At 64.3% G+C, this 16111-nt stretch carries 16 protein-coding genes; 10 read left to right on the top strand and 6 right to left on the bottom strand.

Annotation, left to right across the window (positions count from 1 at the left end; genetic code table 11):
* Positions 1-3: 3 nt before the first annotated feature.
* From AAG821_RS19185 to AAG821_RS19165, 5 genes are all read left to right on the top strand, one after another.
* Positions 4-792, top strand: coding sequence for an inositol monophosphatase family protein (locus tag AAG821_RS19185; protein WP_341914836.1), 789 nt, complete (start codon positions 4-6; stop codon positions 790-792).
* 222 nt (positions 793-1014) lie between these two features.
* The gene (locus tag AAG821_RS19180; RefSeq protein ID WP_341914863.1) at positions 1015-2043 is read left to right on the top strand and encodes an OmpA family protein; all 1029 of its coding nucleotides are present in this window, start codon (positions 1015-1017) and stop codon (positions 2041-2043) included.
* A 237-nt stretch (positions 2044-2280) separates the two neighbouring features.
* Positions 2281-3426, top strand: a complete 1146-nt coding sequence (locus AAG821_RS19175) for a flagellar motor protein MotA (protein ID WP_341914837.1) — start codon at positions 2281-2283, stop codon at positions 3424-3426.
* Between the two features lie 5 nt (positions 3427-3431).
* Positions 3432-4508 (top strand): peptidoglycan -binding protein, encoded by a 1077-nt coding sequence (locus tag AAG821_RS19170; RefSeq protein WP_341914839.1) that lies wholly within the window; start codon positions 3432-3434, stop codon positions 4506-4508.
* A 2-nt stretch (positions 4509-4510) separates the two neighbouring features.
* Positions 4511-4987, top strand: coding sequence for a DUF3574 domain-containing protein (locus AAG821_RS19165; protein ID WP_341914841.1), 477 nt, complete (start codon positions 4511-4513; stop codon positions 4985-4987).
* Here the strand turns inward: AAG821_RS19165 and AAG821_RS19160 are convergent.
* Positions 4984-6114, bottom strand: coding sequence for an SMP-30/gluconolactonase/LRE family protein (locus AAG821_RS19160; RefSeq protein ID WP_341914843.1), 1131 nt, complete (start codon positions 6112-6114; stop codon positions 4984-4986). The genes AAG821_RS19165 and AAG821_RS19160 overlap by 4 nt on opposite strands.
* Entirely contained in the window at positions 6104-7912 is a 1809-nt protein-coding gene (locus AAG821_RS19155; protein ID WP_341914846.1) for an ABC transporter transmembrane domain-containing protein, read from the bottom strand. Before AAG821_RS19155 ends, AAG821_RS19160 begins: the two co-directional genes overlap by 11 nt.
* Positions 7913-8230: 318 nt before the next feature.
* Between AAG821_RS19155 and AAG821_RS19150 the strand changes: the two genes are divergently transcribed.
* The 4 genes from AAG821_RS19150 to AAG821_RS19135 all read left to right on the top strand — a co-directional run bounded on the left by AAG821_RS19150 (position 8231) and on the right by AAG821_RS19135 (position 11116).
* Complete coding sequence (locus AAG821_RS19150) at positions 8231-9520, top strand: serine protease (RefSeq protein ID WP_341914848.1); 1290 nt, start codon at positions 8231-8233, stop codon at positions 9518-9520.
* A gap of 160 nt (positions 9521-9680) precedes the next feature.
* The gene (rpmE, locus tag AAG821_RS19145) at positions 9681-9908 is read left to right on the top strand and encodes a 50S ribosomal protein L31 (protein ID WP_144068900.1); all 228 of its coding nucleotides are present in this window, start codon (positions 9681-9683) and stop codon (positions 9906-9908) included.
* Between the two features lie 217 nt (positions 9909-10125).
* Complete coding sequence (locus AAG821_RS19140; protein WP_341914852.1) at positions 10126-10392, top strand: hypothetical protein; 267 nt, start codon at positions 10126-10128, stop codon at positions 10390-10392.
* 232 nt (positions 10393-10624) lie between these two features.
* Positions 10625-11116, top strand: a complete 492-nt coding sequence (locus AAG821_RS19135; protein ID WP_341914854.1) for an Hsp20 family protein — start codon at positions 10625-10627, stop codon at positions 11114-11116.
* Positions 11117-11191: 75 nt separating this feature from the next.
* Here the strand turns inward: AAG821_RS19135 and AAG821_RS19130 are convergent, their stop codons facing one another.
* The 4 genes from AAG821_RS19130 to AAG821_RS19115 all read right to left on the bottom strand — a co-directional run bounded on the left by AAG821_RS19130 (position 11192) and on the right by AAG821_RS19115 (position 15352).
* Entirely contained in the window at positions 11192-12223 is a 1032-nt protein-coding gene (locus tag AAG821_RS19130) for a class I fructose-bisphosphate aldolase (protein WP_341914856.1), read from the bottom strand.
* A gap of 86 nt (positions 12224-12309) precedes the next feature.
* Positions 12310-13506, bottom strand: a complete 1197-nt coding sequence (locus tag AAG821_RS19125) for a phosphoglycerate kinase (protein WP_341914858.1) — start codon at positions 13504-13506, stop codon at positions 12310-12312.
* 22 nt (positions 13507-13528) lie between these two features.
* Positions 13529-14533 carry a type I glyceraldehyde-3-phosphate dehydrogenase gene (gene gap / locus AAG821_RS19120; protein WP_341914860.1) on the bottom strand — a complete coding sequence of 335 codons (1005 nt, stop codon included), beginning with the start codon at positions 14531-14533 and terminating at the stop codon, positions 13529-13531.
* A 126-nt stretch (positions 14534-14659) separates the two neighbouring features.
* Positions 14660-15352, bottom strand: a complete 693-nt coding sequence (locus AAG821_RS19115; protein WP_341914861.1) for a TIGR02117 family protein — start codon at positions 15350-15352, stop codon at positions 14660-14662.
* 233 nt (positions 15353-15585) lie between these two features.
* Between AAG821_RS19115 and AAG821_RS19110 the strand changes: the two genes are divergently transcribed.
* On the top strand, positions 15586-16074 hold the full coding sequence (locus AAG821_RS19110; RefSeq protein WP_341914865.1) for an acyloxyacyl hydrolase: 489 nt from the start codon (positions 15586-15588) through the stop codon (positions 16072-16074).
* Positions 16075-16111: the final 37 nt, after the last annotated feature.

The raw sequence follows: 16111 nt of genomic DNA, 5'->3' as shown, positions 1-16111 counted from the left end.
CCCATGGCCCTGCGATCCGCCTTGATCAATGCGATGGCAAACGCAGCGCGTAAAGCGCAGCGCAGCCTGATCCGCGACTTCAACGAGGTCGAGCACCTGCAGGTCTCGAAGAAGGGGCCGGCTGACTTCGTGTCTGCTGCCGACCGCAAAGCCGAGAAGGTTCTGCAGCAGGAGCTGTCCAAACTGCGTCCGGATTTCGGCTTCGTGATGGAAGAGGGTGGCCGCATCGAGGCCAAGGACGGCAAAAGCTACTGGATCATCGATCCGCTGGATGGCACCACCAATTTCCTGCACGGCATTCCGCATTTCGCCATCTCGGTCGGCGTGCAGCGTGAAGGCGAACTGGTGGCCGGTATCGTGCTGGATGTGGTGCGCGACGAGCTGTTCTGGGCCGAGAAGGGCGTTGGCGCCTATGTCAACGAGCGCCGCATCCGTGTCTCCGCCCGTCGCAAGCTGCCAGAAGCGGTATTCGGCACCGGCATTCCCTTCCATGGCAAGCCGGGCCATCAGCCCTTCCTTAAGGAAATGACCACGGTGATGGCCGAGGTCGCCGGCATCCGCCGTCTCGGTGCCGCTGCGCTCGATCTGGCCTATGTGGCCGCAGGGCGCTTTGACGGCTTCTGGGAAACCGGTCTGCAGCCCTGGGATATTTCGGCCGGCATCGTTCTGGTGCGCGAGGCTGGTGGCACGGTCACGGATCTGGCCGGCGGCGACCAGATGATGGAGACAGGCGGCATCATTGCAGCCAACGATGTGCTGCACGCGCCGCTGAGCAAGCTGCTCAAGGCCTGACCGATCTGATCCCGCAGGGCATTGCGGGTCTGATCCTCCGTACAAGTGATTGATTTCCTGCTCCCGGCACCAGCTTGCCGGGTTGTCGCAGTCCGCTGCCTCCGCTATCGTTCGCCACATATTTTCGGGGTAGGGGGACTTTTTCCGATGGCCAGGCCGCTTTCGCTTTCGCTTGTCGCCCTCTCGCTGGCGTGCGGACTTGCCGGTGGCTTCACCGTGAGCATGCCGCGCCCGGCGGTGGCCCAGAATTACATCGGCAGCGGCAACATCACCTTCAATCCGCAGGCCCTGGATCAGCTGAGTGCTGGCCGTGGCCTGTCCGCCCCGGCCACCACGACGCAGGTGCCGCTGCTGGGCGCCACCGGCAAGGCCAGCAAGGCGGCGAAGCAGCAGCGTGTAATGCCACTGGCCAGCCAGACGGTGACGGATGGCCCGCAGCCGCTGGTCGGCGAGACGGGCAAGCCTTCTGCCATCAAGCTGAAGCCGCCGCGTGCCACTACCGCGACCCGCAAGGCCTCGGCTACACCTGCCGCACCGAAGACTGCCGCGTCGAAGAGTGAGGCGGCGGCTCCCGTAGCCATGGCACCGGCCCCTGTCCAACCGGCCCCAGCCCCGGCCCCAGTTCAGCCGGCCCCTGCCGCGCCGCCGGTGGCGGCGGCACCGGCGCCCATGCCCGGTCCGGTTCCGGGCACGCCCATGGCGGTTGCGCCCGCGCCTCAGACCTCTGCTCCGGTCGCGGCTGCCCCGGTGCCGGCCCCGGTGCCCGTACCCACTCCGCCCCCGGCTCCCGCTGCCACGCCGGCTCCCGCTGCCACGCCGGCACCTGCCCCTATGCCTGCCCCGGTGGCGACGCCCGCACCTGCCCCGGCTCCCGCTCCGGCCCAGCAGATGGCGACCGCACCCGCAGCGCCACGCCCGGTGCCGGCGCCGTCCGCTCAGGGCGGCGTCGTGACCATGTCTTTCCCGAGCGGCCAGGGCGAATTGCCGAACGCCGATCTCGCCGCACTGGATGGCCTAGCCAAGCAGTATGCCAGTGGCGAGGATCGTCTGCAGATTCGCGCCTATGCCTCCAGCACGGTGGCGGATGGCGGCAGCGGTGCCCGCCGCCTGTCGCTGACCCGCGCGCTTGCGGTGCGGCAGTATCTGATCGACAAGGGCATTCGCTCCACCCGCATCGACGTGCGCGCGCTTGGCGCGCCCACCGATGGCAGCGCCGCAGACCGCGTCGAGATCGCCCCGGTTGGCCGCTAGTTGACCGGATCCTGTCGATTAGACAGGCAGCCTGGCGCCGGATTGTCGCATATCTGTGGTTGATCCGGCTTGCTGCCATGGGCGATCATCGACCGTCCGCGCATTGATTCGTACTATGTTTCTCACGCGGTTGCCGCTCGCGCAGCCAGTCTGCGGCGGTTCATGGTCCGACCTGCTGGTTGGCGCCGTGAAATTGCCGTATTCGCTCCGTAACGCAGAAGCGGAAGGATGGATTGAATGACCAAGCCTGGCCGTTTCCTCTTGCGCATGGTGCTGTTTCTGGCCGCCGTTGGCGTCGTGATCGCCGTGCTGCACACCACCCTGCTGCGCGCCTATATGGCCAACGTGGCGCTGAACAGCCTGATCGGCGCGATCCTGCTGATCGGCATCCTCTACACATTCCGCCAGGTCTGGGAAATTGGCCGCGAGGCGAACTGGGTTGAAGCCTGGCAGCGGGCCCAGCGCAGCGGCGGCAGCAATATCGGCGAGCCGTCGAACCTGCTGGCCCCGTTGGCCCGCATGCTGGCTAATCGCGGTCCGCGTGGTTCGCTGCATGCCACAGCCACACGGGCCTTGCTGGACTCGGTGGGCTCGCGCCTGGATGAAGGCCGCGAGATCTCGCGCTATTTCATCGGCCTGATGGTGTTTCTCGGTCTGCTCGGCACCTTCTGGGGTCTGCTGGAAACCATCAATGGCGTCAGCGACACCATCAATGGCCTGTCGCTCAATGCCAGTGAAGACATCAATGCCCTGTTCAGCAAGTTGAAGGGCGGTCTGGAAACCCCGCTCACCGGTATGGGGCTGGCCTTCTCGGCTTCGATGATGGGCCTGGCCGGCTCGCTGATCCTGGGCTTCCTCGATCTGCAAGCAGGCCAGGCGCAGAACCGTTTCTATAACGATCTGGAGGAATGGCTGGCCGGCTTCACCCGTGTCGGCGGCAGCGCCGTGGCTGAAGGCGACCAGTCGGTACCCGCCTATGTGCAGGCGCTGCTGGAGCAGACGGCCGACAGTCTGGATAACCTCCAGCGCACCATGGCGCGCAGCGAAGACAGCCGCGGCCAGACCGGTGCGGCGCTGCTGCAGCTCAATGAAAAGCTCAGCCTGCTCACCGAGCAGATGCGTGCCGAGCAGGGATTGCTGCTGAAGCTGACCGAGCATCAAATCGAGATGAAGCCGATCATGGCCAAGCTGGCGCAGGGCGCCGATGGCGGCAACTTCGACACCGTCAGCCGCGGCCATCTGCGCAACATCGATATCCTGCTGACCCGTATGCTCGACGATGCGGCTCAGGGCCGCGCCAAGCTGATCGATGACATGCGCGCCGAGATCAAGCTGCTGTCGCGCACCATCGCGGCGTCTGCCGACACCCAGCGCCGGAGCTAGGCGCCATGGCGCTGGGCCGCAGTCACAGGCGCAACGATCACCAGAGCGCCGGCCCGTGGCCGGGCTATGTCGATGTGCTCTCCACATTGCTCATGGTCATCGTCTTCGTGCTGGCGGTGTTCATGCTGGTGCAGTTCTTCCTCGCCAATGCGATTTCCGGCCGCGACAAGGCGATCGAAGGGCTGCGCAGCGAACTGGCCGGACTGGTCGACCAGCTGTCGCTGGAAAAGCGCAACAACGCGCAGCTCCGGCTCGACCTGACCAACATGCAGGCCACGCTCAGCGGTGCGACGGCCGAGCGCGACCAGCTTGCCGCCGTTCTGGCCGACAGCCAGGCGCGTGCCGATGATGCCGAAAAGCGTCTGGCCGAGCAGCGGCAGATCCTGGTCGACCTGCAGGGGAAGCTGGTGTCCAGCAGCGGCCAGCTGGAGCAGGAGAAGCGGCTGACGAGCGAGGCGCGCAGCCAGGTCGATCTGCTGAACCGGCAAATCCTGGCGCTGCGCGAGCAGCTGGGCCAGATCGAGCGGATTCTCAAGGAAAGCGAAGAGAAGGACAAGACCAACCAGGCGCAGGTCAGCGACCTGGGGCGCCGGCTGAATGCAGCATTGGCGCGCAAGGTGGATGAACTCACCAACTACCGCTCTGAATTCTTCGGCCGCCTGCGTCAGGCGCTGGGCAACCGCCGCGACATCCAGGTGGTGGGTGATCGCTTTGTCTTCCAGTCCGAAGTGCTGTTCGATTCCGCATCGGCCGAGCTGAAGCCCGAAGGCCGTGAGCAGATCGGCAAGCTGGCCAAGACGCTGATCGAAATCAGCAGCAAGATCCCCAAGGAGCTGCCCTGGGTGCTGCGCGTCGATGGCCATACCGACAAACTGCCGATCAATACCGCGCAGTTCCCGTCGAACTGGGAGCTGTCATCGGCGCGTGCCATCTCGGTGGTGAAGTTCCTTGCCAGCCAGGGTGTGCCGGTTGAGCGCCTGGCCGCCACCGGCTTTGGCGAATTCCAGCCGCTGGATGCGCGCGAGGATCAGACGGCGTTCCGCCGCAACCGGCGCATTGAACTCAAGCTGACCGAACGCTAGCCATGTTCGAAGAAGCGTTTCTCAAAGTCGGCGAGCGCCTTGGGGCGCTGCAGGCCAAAATGGTGATTGCCCTGGTGGGCGGCGCATTGACGCTGGCGGTCCTGGTGGCCGCCGGGGTGTATGTCTGGCTGCATCCGGTGATGCACTGCCGGCAGCAGAGCGCGCTGTTGTTTTTCGGCACGGCGGTACGCAAGGGTGAGCATGTCCGCCATGTCGATGGCAACGAATGGAAGGGCTTTGTCGAATCGGCGATCGTGCCGCGGCTGCCCGATGGCTTTACCGTGCTGGAGGGCCAGGGTTTCTATCGTTCGGTCGCCGATGGCAGTGCCATGCAGGAGGGCACCTACATCCTGATGGTGGCCCATCGCAATGATGGCGACATCAATGCCCGGCTTGCCACCATCGTCGAGGATTACAAAGCGCGCTTCAGTCAGGAAAGCGTGCTGCGCCTCGACCAGTGCGGCGCCTACCGCTTCTAGCTCTCGATTTCCCGCAGTTTGGCTTCATCGAGCTGGCAGTCCAGAACGGTGGGCTGGAACACCGCGCCGATCAGCAGACGGCCCTGATGCTGCACGCCGACGCTGGCGCCTGACAGCATGTCGCCGGGATCGCCAAAGGCCTCCGAAGTCTGTATCGCGCCGCGCGCATTGCGGCTGAGCCGCAGGATCATGCTGGGGCTTTCCTTCTCAGCATTCATGGCATGGCCGATGAAGGCGAAGGCATTGGCATGGGCGGCGACCCAAAGCTCGCCATTGGCGTCGCGACGGATATTGTCGGCACCGCCGGGCAGCGCCAGGCTGCCGCTGCGCAGCAGCATGCCGCTGGTGATCTCGCGCGTGTAGGCCAGGATCATGCGCCACTGGGTGGAGCCGACCAGCACGGTGCCGCCATCGGCACTGATCTCGATGCCGTTGGCGAAGGCGATGTTATCGGCCACCACACGGGCGCCGCGGCCATCGTGATAGACGACGGTGGAGCGCGACAGCTGCAGCAGGTTTTCGACCATATGCATCCAGCCGGGGCCGGAACCACGGTCGTTGGTCAGATAAAAGGATTCGGGGCCGGCGGCGGCGATGCCGTTGGGGTGCACGAACAGGTCGCTGGCCACGCTGCCGCGATGGCGCAGGACCGGAATGTTGCCAGGAGTCTGCTGCACGGCGAAGATTTCGACGGTGTGGCGGTCGCGGCTGCGATGATTGATGACATGCAGGAAGCTCTGGCCATCGGGCGTGGTGAACAGGCTCAGGCCATGTGGATGCAGCACCATGCTGGCCGGGGTTTCCAGCCGGGTGAATGTGCCCGGGCGGCTGCTCAGGTCGTAGAAATACAATCCGCCCGGCGCAGCGCGATCGCGGCGATCCTGGCTGGAGACGATGGCGCCGGGCAGCAGGCCGGGACCATCGGGCAGCACGGCCATGTCTTCGGGGCCGGGCGGCGCGGGCACTGCCACGCATTGTCCGGCCGTGAAGGCATCGACGCTGCGATAGGCGCCGCCCAGCCAGATCGTATAGCCGACATAAACGATGATGCCGACCACGGCGAAGCGCCACCAGAAGCGCATCAGCCGGCCGGGCAGCGGCCTATCAGTACGGCGCTTACGCGGCATCGGCCGCCGATCCTGTCATGAACTGCAGCCGGGCGAGGCGGGCGTAAAGCCCGTCTTCGGCGATCAGACTGTCGTGGCGGCCGGCGGCAACGATGCGGCCCTGGTCCATCACCACGATACGGTCGGCCTTCTGCACGGTGGCCAGGCGATGGGCGATCACCAGCGTGGTGCGGCCTTGCATCAGCCGCTCCAGCGCCGTTTGCACCTTGCGCTCGGATTCCGCATCCAGCGACGAGGTCGCCTCGTCCAGCAGCAATACCGGCGGGTCGCGCAGCAGGGCGCGGGCGATGGCGATGCGCTGGCGCTGGCCGCCAGAGAGGCGCACGCCACGCTCGCCCAGATAGGTGTCGTAGCCTTGCGGCAAGGCCTGGATGAAGCCGCGCGCGGCGGCAGCTTCGGCGGCGGCATGCACTTCTGCGTCGGTGGCCTCGGGGCGGCCGTAGCGGATATTTTCCGCTACGGTGGCGCCAAAGATCACCGGCTCCTGCGCCACCAGGCCGATATGCTGGCGCAGGCCCACCGGATCGAGCTGGGTGATGTCGCAGCCATCGAAGCGGATATGGCCCGAGTCAGGATCATAGAAACGCAGCAGCAGCTGGAACAGGGTGGTCTTGCCCGCCCCGGAGGGGCCGACGATGGCAACCGTTTCGCCGGCGGCAATATCCAGGCTCAAGCCATCCAGGGCCGGCGTCAGCGGCCGTGCCGGATAATGGAAGCGCACGGCGTCGAACTGCAGGCGACCTGCGGGCTTGGCCGGCAGCGCAAGCGGTGTGGCTGGCGCGCGGATGGTGGGCTCGGTGGCCAGCAGTTGCATCAGGCGTTCGGCCGCGCCGGCCGCGCGCTGCACATCGCCCCAGGTTTCCGACAGGGCGCCGACCGATGATGCGCCGACGACGGCATAGAAGACGAAGGCACTCAGTTCACCGGCGGACATTGCGCCGGCAAACACCGCCTTGCCACCGATCCACATCACCGCATTCACTGCGCCGAACACCAGCAGCATGACCAGCGCGGTGAGCCAGGCGCGAGCGCGGATGCGGCGCACGGCAGTGCCAAAGGCCGCTTCGGCATGGCTGCCAAAACGGTTCGCCTCGCGGGCTTCGTAGGTATAGGCCTGCACTGTGGTGATGGCATTCAGCGTCTCGCCCGCCTGGGCTGCGAGATCGGCGATGCGGTCCTGGCTTTCGCGCGAGAGTTTGCGCAGGCGGCGGCCGAGAATGATGATCGGCAGCACCACTAGCGGAATCACCAGGGCCACCAGCATGGTCAGGTCGGGCGAAGTGACGATGAGCAGGCCGGCGCTGCCGATAAACAGCAGCGTGTTGCGCAGGGCCACCGAGATCGAAGAGCCCACCAGGGTCTGGATCAGTTCGGTGTCGGTGGTCAGACGTGACAGCACTTCGCCGCTGCGTGTCGCCTCAAAGAAGGTCGGGCTCAGTTTCAGGACATGCGCATAGACGGCACGGCGGATATCGGCGACGACCCGCTCGCCCAGCCAGGTGACGCAGTAAAAGCGCGCGAAGGTTCCGGCGGCCAGGATGACGACCACGCCGAACAGAGCGCCGAAATAGAGGTCCAGATAGGCGCCATTGCCATGGCCGAAGCCGACATCGATGACGCGCCGGATCGCCTGCCCGATCATCAGCATCGCGCCGGACGTGACGATCAGGGCGATGGCGGCGCCCACCGCCATCCAGCGATACGGGGCGACAAAGCGGAACACAGGCTTCAGCGCCGACAAAGGCGGGCGCTTGGGCTCGGCAGCAGATGGGGCGGACGCGGTTGTGGCGGACGGCATTGCTTTGTCTTGTTGAAATCCCCGGTGGTTATACCCACCGTCACCCCCCGCCACAACGCGACAGGGTGTGGTGCGTGGTCACAATCACACGCGGTCTGTCATGGCGCGTCGAATGCAAGTGTATGATCTTTCTTTACCCCCTTAGATTTCACTTTATGTTCTGTTTTCTCCATTATAGATATTCATTACCCATTTTCGCTCCTCTCATGAGGGTCATATATGTCTGCTCGCCAATTTCACGGGGCTGTCCTTTGGCTACCGCTTCTCGCAGCGGCGTGTGTCGGGCCTGTCGAGCCGCCACCCATTGCCGCAAAGGCCGTGCAATTGGCCGATGGGCAGACCGTCAGTCCCGGCACAGTGACCGGTCTGGATGGCCGTACGATCGAGTTGACCCGTGTGCAGATCGACATTCCGCGCGGTCGCGAGATCGGTCGTCTGCAAGGCCAGTTCGGCAACAAGTGCCTCGGCGCCAAGACCGGGCCGATCTATCAAGAGCGTCCGCGCATTCAGGAACGCAGCAACGAATGGAGCGACACCTTTTACCGGGTGATGAATGGCCATGGCTACAAGGTTGCGGGCGATCCGAGCCAGATGTTCGAGGTCCAGCAGCGTCAAGAGGGTGATCTGCAGTTCGGTGTTACGATCAGCGAGATGCAGATTCAGGTGCATGCGGTCTGCGACTTCCTCTCGGAACGCGCTGTCGGCATGCGCGGCAATGCACGGGTCACAGCGGAATGGCAGGTTTTCGATCCCGTTCGCCGGCAGGTGATCCTGCGCCAGCGCAGCGAAGGGCGCTTCGATGCGCCACAGACGATTGCGCTGGATGGTAATCTTGCACTGCAGCTGGCATTTGCCGATGCGGTCAATCAACTGGCCGCATTGCCGGAACTGCACAAGACAATGGCTGAGCGTGCGCCGTTGCCGAGCCCCGGATCGCCGGCCATCACCGAGGGGCAGGCGCGTCTGCCGTTACGGCGCGTGGCGCTTTCCCAGCAACCGATCGACAGCCAGATCGATCGGCTGCGCAGTGCCACCGTGCTGATCGAGGTTGGAGCGGGAGGGCATGGGTCGGGGTTTCTGGTGTCCGAAGATGGCCTGATGGTGACCAACCGGCATGTCATCGGCGGCCAGCGCTTCGTGCGTGTGCGTCTTGTCTCGGGCCGCACGGTAGTGGGCGAGGTGCTCCGCCAGCATGAATTGCGCGATGTCGCGCTCGTCAAACTGGAGGGCAGCGGCTATCCGGTCGTGCCGATCCGCGAGACACCGGTGCGGATCACCGAAGAGGTCTATGCCATCGGCGCGCCGCAGCTGAAGCAGTTGGCCTGGACTGTTACGCGCGGCGTGGTCAGTGCCTGGCGGCCGGCGCGGCCGCCCAGCCAGCCTTTCGACCTGATCCAGGCCGATGTTGCAATTCACCCGGGCAACAGCGGCGGTCCCCTGTTCGATAAACAGGGCAACCTGGTGGCCATCTGCGTGTCGGGTTATGGCAAAGACAACATGAGCCTGAACCAGTTCATCCCGATCCTGGACGGCCTGGAGAAGCTGGGACTGGATCTGGTCGATCCGGCCGAATTCGAACGGCGCCGCAGGCTGGCCGCGAGCCAGTAGTTAAATATTTGATTCATATTGACTTTCTGGCCCTGCCCGGTTCGGGCTTGCGGGGGTAGGCGCTTCTGGCTATAACGCCGGGCGATTTAGAAATGCGGCTTCCCCCCGACCATCATGCCGATGATCGTCATGAGTTGCGGGCCGGCCCAGGAGAACTGTCATGAAGGCCGATATCCATCCCGATTACCACGAGATCAAGGTGCAGATGACGGACGGCACCGTCTACACCACCCGTTCGACCTGGGGTAAGCCGGGCGACACCATGATGCTCGACATCGACTCGACCTCGCATCCTGCCTGGACCGGTGGTCCGGCGCGTCTGAACGAGGCCGGCGGCCAGGTCGCCAAGTTCAAGAAGCGCTTCGGCAGCTTCGGTCTGAAAAAGTAAGACCCGGCCAATTAGGCCGTAGTCGGATTGTTTCCGGAGCTTCAGCTCCGGGTAAAGGGCGGCCGGGTTATCCCGAGCCGCCCTTTTTGCTTGCCGATGGCATAGCCACGCTTGGCTGATTCCGCTTTCAGCGCACACACGGCCACGTTTCATTAACCACATCGGGATTACCAGTGGGGCTGATACGGCGCTCCGGCGCAACGGGAACAGCGCAGTCATGGCCCAAGTCTACCAATCCGCTTCGATCAAGCTGGCCGACGAGATCATCACGGTGATCTACGTTTCCTATGCCGCCATTGCCACCGATGAGATGGCGGCCCGTTCGCTGGCGGCGATGAAGCCATTGTTCAAGAATTCGACGCTGGTTCTGGCCGCCCAGGGCGTCAATCTGGCGCCGGAATTCGTCGGGCCCAAGCATGTGACCGATTTCCTGCGTGGCCGGGCGTTGCATGATTTCAAGTGGTATCCGATCTCGATCGGATGACTGGCGGGCGGATCTCCGCCCCACACACCCGGCTTTCCAGCATTTCCCGAAAAATTTCTGGGCCTGTTTTTCGCCCCCTTGAAGCATCCTTGGGCGCTTCCTACCTCACTGCCGTGCCGGATGCTCAGACTGAGGTCCGGCCCTCACGGCGGCCCGGCTCATGCAGCGGGAATGCCTCCTGCCTTTGGTGGCGGGCCGCGCAAACGACTCATCGCTTGAAGGAGGATGACTCATGCGTGCTTTCGATCTTTCCCCCCTGCTGCGTTCCAGCGTCGGCTTCGACCATGTGAACCGGCTGTTCGAGCTGGCCAACCGCGTCGATGAGGCGACCGCCAGCTATCCCCCCTATAACATCGAGAAGCATGGCGAAGATGCCTATCGCATCACCATGGCGGTGGCCGGCTTCAGCGAAGCCGAACTCGACATCACGGTGAAGGAAAACAGCCTGATCGTGACGGGCAAGGCGGCCGAACAGACGGCCGAGCAGGGCGAGACGGTGTCCTACCTGCATCGCGGCATTGCGCGTCGAGCCTTCGAACGCCGTTTCGAGCTGGCCGATACCGTGAAGGTGGTCGGTGCCGAACTGAAGGACGGCCTGCTGCATATCGCGCTGAAGCGCGAAATCCCCGAGGCGAAGAAGCCGCGCCAGATTCAGATCAACACGGCTGCCCAGAGCGGCACCTTGGGCGGCACGGTGATCGAGGCGCAGCCCAAGGCGGCGTAAGGCATCGTTGACGCAAAGAAAACGGCCCCGGTCGCGAGACCGGGGCCGTTCCTGTTTCTGGTGTTGAAAGGCGGCTTACGCGGCCTTGAATTCGCTTTCCAGCTTGGCGTCGTACTTGCCCAGCGCGGCGAGGCCATTGAGGCGGGCGCGATGCAGATAGCCCTTCTGCGCATTCGCCACATTGGCGGCCTTGCCGCCCCACAGCTTCAGCGGCAGGGCCTGCAGGGCACGGCCATAGGAGAAGGTCAGCGCCCAGGGCAGTTTCGGATGGCGGGCATTCATGGCGCCGAGATGGGCGGAGGCCAGCTCGTCCGACTGGCCGCCCGACAGGAAGGCAATACCCGGCACGGCCGACGGTACGCAGCGCTTCAGCACCTGCACGGTGGCATCGGCCACTTCGTCGATGCTGGCGATCTTCTTGCTGCTTTCGCCCTGGATCACCATGCCCGGCTTCAGGATGATGCCTTCCAGCGCCACATTATGGATCGCCAGATATTCAAACACGGTGTGCAGGGTACGCTCCGTCGCGGCGAAGCTGGTGGCCAGATCATGGTCGCCATCCATCAGGATTTCCGGCTCGACGATCGGCACGATGTTGTTGGCCTGGCAGATGCCGGCATAGCGCGCGAGCGCTTCGGCATTGGCGACCAGCGCCTGGCGGCTCGGCTTGCCATTGGCGATGTTCAGCACCGCGCGCCACTTGGCGAAACGGGCACCGAGCTGATGATATTCAGCCATGCGCTTGCCCAGGCCATCGAGGCCTTCGGTGATCTTCTCGCCATCCGAACCGGGCAGAGTCTGCACGCCCTTGTCGACCTTGATGCCCGGGATGATGCCCCGCTTGTTCAGAATATCGACCAGCGGCGTGCCATCCTTGGCTTTCTGGCGCAGTGTCTCGTCATAGAGGATCACGCCGGAGATGTATTTCTCGGCGCCATCAGCGGTGAACAGCATCTCGCGGTAATCGCGGCGGTTCTCTTCCGTCGATGGCACGTTGATGCTGGAGAGGCGCTTCTCGATGGTGCTGGTGCTTTCATCGGCGGCGAGGATGCCCTTGCCCGGTGCAACCATGCCCTGCGCAATCTTGTTCAGTTCCTTGAGGTCCATTGTCAGCTCCCGATACGTCTTCAGTCAGGTTCGTTTAAACGAAAAACCCGGCCCTGTTTCCCCTGGGACCGGATTTTATCATGCATTCACTTGGCGGCCAGCGCGGCCACGCCGGGCAGTTCCTTGCCTTCCAGCCATTCCAGGAAGGCGCCGCCGGCCGTGGAAACATAGGAAAATTCTTCGGCCACACCGGCATGGCGGAGCGCCGCCACGGTGTCGCCGCCGCCGGCCACACTGAGCAGACGGCCCGAAGCCGTCAGTGCCGCGGCAGTGCGCGCCACGGTGACGGTGCCGGCATCGAAGGGCGGCGTCTCGAAGGCGCCCAGGGGGCCATTCCAGACCAAAGTCTTGCAATCAGCCAGGATGGTGCCCAGGCGGGCAGCGGCCACCGGGCCGATATCCAGGATCATCGTGTCGGCAGGCACGCGTTCGGCCGGCACCACCTTGCTGGGGGCGCCTTGCCTGAATTCGCGGGCCACCACCACGTCATCGGGCAGGATGATGGCGCAGCCGCGGGTCACGGCATCGCGCAGGATGTCGCGCGCCGTATCAGCCAGGTTCTTCTCGCACAGGCTCTTGCCGACTTCACGGCCCTGGGCGAACAGGAAGGTATTCGCCATGCCGCCGCCGATGATGATCTTGTCGACCTTGCCGAGCAGGTTGCCGAGCAGTTCCAGCTTGGTGGAAACCTTGGCGCCACCGATCACGGCGGCAACCGGCTTCTCCGGCTTGTCCAGCGCGGCCTCGAGATGCTTCAGCTCCACTTCCATGTTGCGGCCGGCATAGGCGGGCAGCAGATGCGCCAGCGCCTCGGTCGAGACATGGGCCCGATGGGCGCAGGAGAAGGCATCGTTGACATAGATATCGCCCAGCGCCGCCATTTGTTTGGCGAAGGCCGGATCGTTCTTCTCTTCCGCCGCATGGAAGCGGGTGTTCTCCAGCAGCACTACGCCGCCAGCCTTTAGCTTGGCAATCGCGGTACTGGCCGGTTCACCGACACAGTCTTCGGCAAAAGAGATGGAGGAGCCCAGCGCGGTGGCGAGCGCGGCCGCCACCGGCTTGAGCGACATTTCCGGCACCGGTTTACCGTCCGGACGGCCGAAATGCGACAGCACGACAACCTTGGCACCCTTGCGCGACAGTTCGTGCAGGGTGGGCAGGATGCGGCTGATGCGCAGATCGTCGGTGATCCGGCCGTCCTTCATCGGAACGTTCAGGTCGACGCGCGTCAACACCGTCTTGCCGGCGACGTTGACATCATCGAGGGTGCGGAAACCGGCCATGCGGGCTGCTCCTGCTTGGCCGTTAGAGCTTGGCCATCGCCACCGCAGTATCGGACATGCGGTTGGAGAAGCCCCACTCGTTGTCGTACCACGACACCACGCGCACCAGATTGCCATCCATCACCGTGGTCTGCTTCAGGTCGAAGGTCGAGCTGGCCGGATTGTGGTTGAAGTCGCTGGACACCAGCGGCTGGTCGTTGACATCGAGAATGCCCTTCAGCATGCCGGCGGCAGCCTTCTTCACGGCCTCGTTGATCTCTTCGACCGTGGTGTTCTTCTTGGCAATGAACTTGAAATCGATCAGCGACACATTCGGGGTCGGCACGCGGATCGAGGAACCATCCAGCTTGCCCTTCAGCGAGGGCAGCACCAGGCCGACGGCCTTGGCGGCGCCGGTGGTGGTCGGGATCATCGACAGCGCCGCGGCGCGGGCGCGATAGAGATCCTTGTGCATGGTGTCCAGCGTCGGCTGGTCGCCGGTATAGGCATGGATCGTGGTCATGTAGCCCTTCTCGATACCGACGGCGGCGTCGAGCACATAGGCGACAGGGGCCAGGCAGTTGGTGGTGCACGACGCATTCGAGACGATGGTGTGCTCGGGTTTCAGCTGGTCATGGTTCACGCCATAGACGACGGTGAGGTCGGCATTGGTAGCGGGCGCGGAGACCAGCACCTTGCGGGCCCCGGCGGTCAGGTGCAGCGCGGCCTTCTCCTTGTCGGTGAAGATGCCGGTGCATTCCAGTGCGATGTCGACCTTCAACTCTTTCCACGGCAGCTTGGCCGGATCGCGCTCGGCGGTCACCTTCATGAAGCCGCGACCCACATCGATCGCATCGCCCTTGGTTTCGACCTTGCCGTTGAAGCGGCCATGCACGCTGTCGTAACGGAACAGATGGGCGTTGGTCTCGACTGGGCCGAGATCGTTGATGCCGACAACTTCGATGTCTGTGCGGCCGCTTTCGATGATGGCGCGCAGCACATTGCGGCCAATGCGGCCGAAACCATTAATCGCAACCCGAACCGTCATTTTTTCATTCTCCGATGGGATGGCGTGGCGAGCGGAAACCGGGCGGCGGAAACCGCCCATAACCGACCTTTTTCGGGGCAGGGTTTAGCCCCTTTACGGGTGAGTCGCAAGGCGAGCACGGGGATATCACGGCCCCCGCATCAAGCCGTAGGGGAAGGGGGTCCACCAGCCGGCTTTCAGGCCTGCAGCGCGCAGCCCCGCCCCGATCCACTCGTTGCAGGTGCGAAATGGGCTGTAACGGCCTGTTGCCTCGTAAAAGACGTCATCCAGGCCGAAGCCTGGTTCTGGCAGGGGCTGTGGACGGCCATCGCGGCCGGGGGCAAATCCGGCCTGAATATACGCGGCCAGGGCGTGGTATTGCAGGGTGTCGACCTCGATACGCCGGGTGCGGAGCTGGGGCGCGGCCAGGGCCGTTTCCGGCACCCGCATCACATGCATGGCGGCCGGGCCGCGGCCGAGCAGGGCAGCCATGGCCAGATCGGGGCGGAAATCCACCGGGCGGCGGGTCGCCAGGTAAAAATCCCGGTCGCCCCAGCCAAATGCGACATAATCCGCGTCGCTGATCCGTGCCGCGAGCGCGCTGCCGCCCAGCCAGTTGCTCCAGTCGGTCTGGTCCTGCCCGGTCGGGCCCCTGGCCGGCAGGGCGGCCCAGACATGCCAGCCATTCGAGATCAGGTAGATCGATACCGTCGGCTGGCCTGCCTGAGGCTCACGATGTGGCGCGGGCAGCAGGCCAAGACCCAGCGCGGCCAGACCATACAGCATGGGCAGGGCGAGGACGGCGAGGGCCAGGAGGATCAGCAGGCGGCGGCTGCGCATGGGGGCTTTCTGTGCCGGAAAAATGTGGCGACAATGAAGCGATTGGGCGGCTGAGCGGCTCCGAATCGGGGATAAGCCCTTGGCTGCCCAGTATTCCCTTGGCTAGTATCCTGTCGGAGACGATCTGTACTGCAAACAAGGACCGGCGGGGGCCGGCCTGCAGATTGGGGGGTAGGGGAATGCGTTTTCATTTGTTGCCTCGTCTTGCGGCAGCCGTAGCGGCTGCCTGTTTGATGATCATCGCCGCGCCAGCTGTGCAGGCGCAAATCAAGGATGCAGCCGATAAGGGAGGGGACGACCCGTCTTTCCTCGCTTTCAGCGCCGGCTATCACGACGTCCACGACAATCATGACGCCTTCGAAGGGCGCATCGAATATCGCCATGGCGAGAAATTCTGGATCTTCAAGCCGGTGGTCGGTGTGCTGGCGACCCACGATGAAGCGGTGATGGGCTACGCCGGTGTGCTGGTCGATATCTATTTCGGCCGCCGCTGGGTGCTGACGCCGGCTTTCACGCCGGGCCTGTATCGCAAGGGCGACGGCAAGAATCTGGGCGGTACGGTCGAGTTCAAGTCGCAGATCGAGCTGAGCTATCGCTTCGACAACCGTTCGCGGCTCGGCCTTGGCGTCAGCCACATCTCGAATGCCAGCATTTATGACAGCAATCCGGGCACCGAGACGGTCTTCCTGACCTATGCCCTGCCGCTTGGCGGGCCGCGCTAATCGCTCGCTCGATATGTGATCGGCGTGGGGGGGGGGG

Origin of the sequence: Ferrovibrio terrae (assembly GCF_943372915.1) — a bacterium.
GTDB classification, from domain to species: Bacteria; Pseudomonadota; Alphaproteobacteria; order Ferrovibrionales; family Ferrovibrionaceae; genus Ferrovibrio; species Ferrovibrio terrae_A.
This window is presented reverse-complemented; position numbering and strand designations above follow the sequence as displayed.

Coding starts and splice junctions, on each gene's coding strand:
- AAG821_RS19165 (WP_341914841.1), top strand. CDS start 4,511: ATGTTCGAAGAAGCGTTTCTCAAAGTCGGCGAGCGCCTTGGGGCGCTG.
- AAG821_RS19115 (WP_341914861.1), bottom strand. CDS start 15,352: ATGCGCAGCCGCCGCCTGCTGATCCTCCTGGCCCTCGCCGTCCTCGCC.
- AAG821_RS19125 (WP_341914858.1), bottom strand. CDS start 13,506: ATGGCCGGTTTCCGCACCCTCGATGATGTCAACGTCGCCGGCAAGACG.
- gap (WP_341914860.1), bottom strand. CDS start 14,533: ATGACGGTTCGGGTTGCGATTAATGGTTTCGGCCGCATTGGCCGCAAT.
- AAG821_RS19170 (WP_341914839.1), top strand. CDS start 3,432: ATGGCGCTGGGCCGCAGTCACAGGCGCAACGATCACCAGAGCGCCGGC.
- AAG821_RS19155 (WP_341914846.1), bottom strand. CDS start 7,912: ATGCCGTCCGCCACAACCGCGTCCGCCCCATCTGCTGCCGAGCCCAAG.
- rpmE (WP_144068900.1), top strand. CDS start 9,681: ATGAAGGCCGATATCCATCCCGATTACCACGAGATCAAGGTGCAGATG.
- AAG821_RS19130 (WP_341914856.1), bottom strand. CDS start 12,223: ATGGACCTCAAGGAACTGAACAAGATTGCGCAGGGCATGGTTGCACCG.
- AAG821_RS19140 (WP_341914852.1), top strand. CDS start 10,126: ATGGCCCAAGTCTACCAATCCGCTTCGATCAAGCTGGCCGACGAGATC.
- AAG821_RS19175 (WP_341914837.1), top strand. CDS start 2,281: ATGACCAAGCCTGGCCGTTTCCTCTTGCGCATGGTGCTGTTTCTGGCC.
- AAG821_RS19160 (WP_341914843.1), bottom strand. CDS start 6,114: ATGCCGCGTAAGCGCCGTACTGATAGGCCGCTGCCCGGCCGGCTGATG.
- AAG821_RS19185 (WP_341914836.1), top strand. CDS start 4: ATGGCCCTGCGATCCGCCTTGATCAATGCGATGGCAAACGCAGCGCGT.
- AAG821_RS19110 (WP_341914865.1), top strand. CDS start 15,586: ATGATCATCGCCGCGCCAGCTGTGCAGGCGCAAATCAAGGATGCAGCC.
- AAG821_RS19180 (WP_341914863.1), top strand. CDS start 1,015: ATGCCGCGCCCGGCGGTGGCCCAGAATTACATCGGCAGCGGCAACATC.
- AAG821_RS19135 (WP_341914854.1), top strand. CDS start 10,625: ATGCGTGCTTTCGATCTTTCCCCCCTGCTGCGTTCCAGCGTCGGCTTC.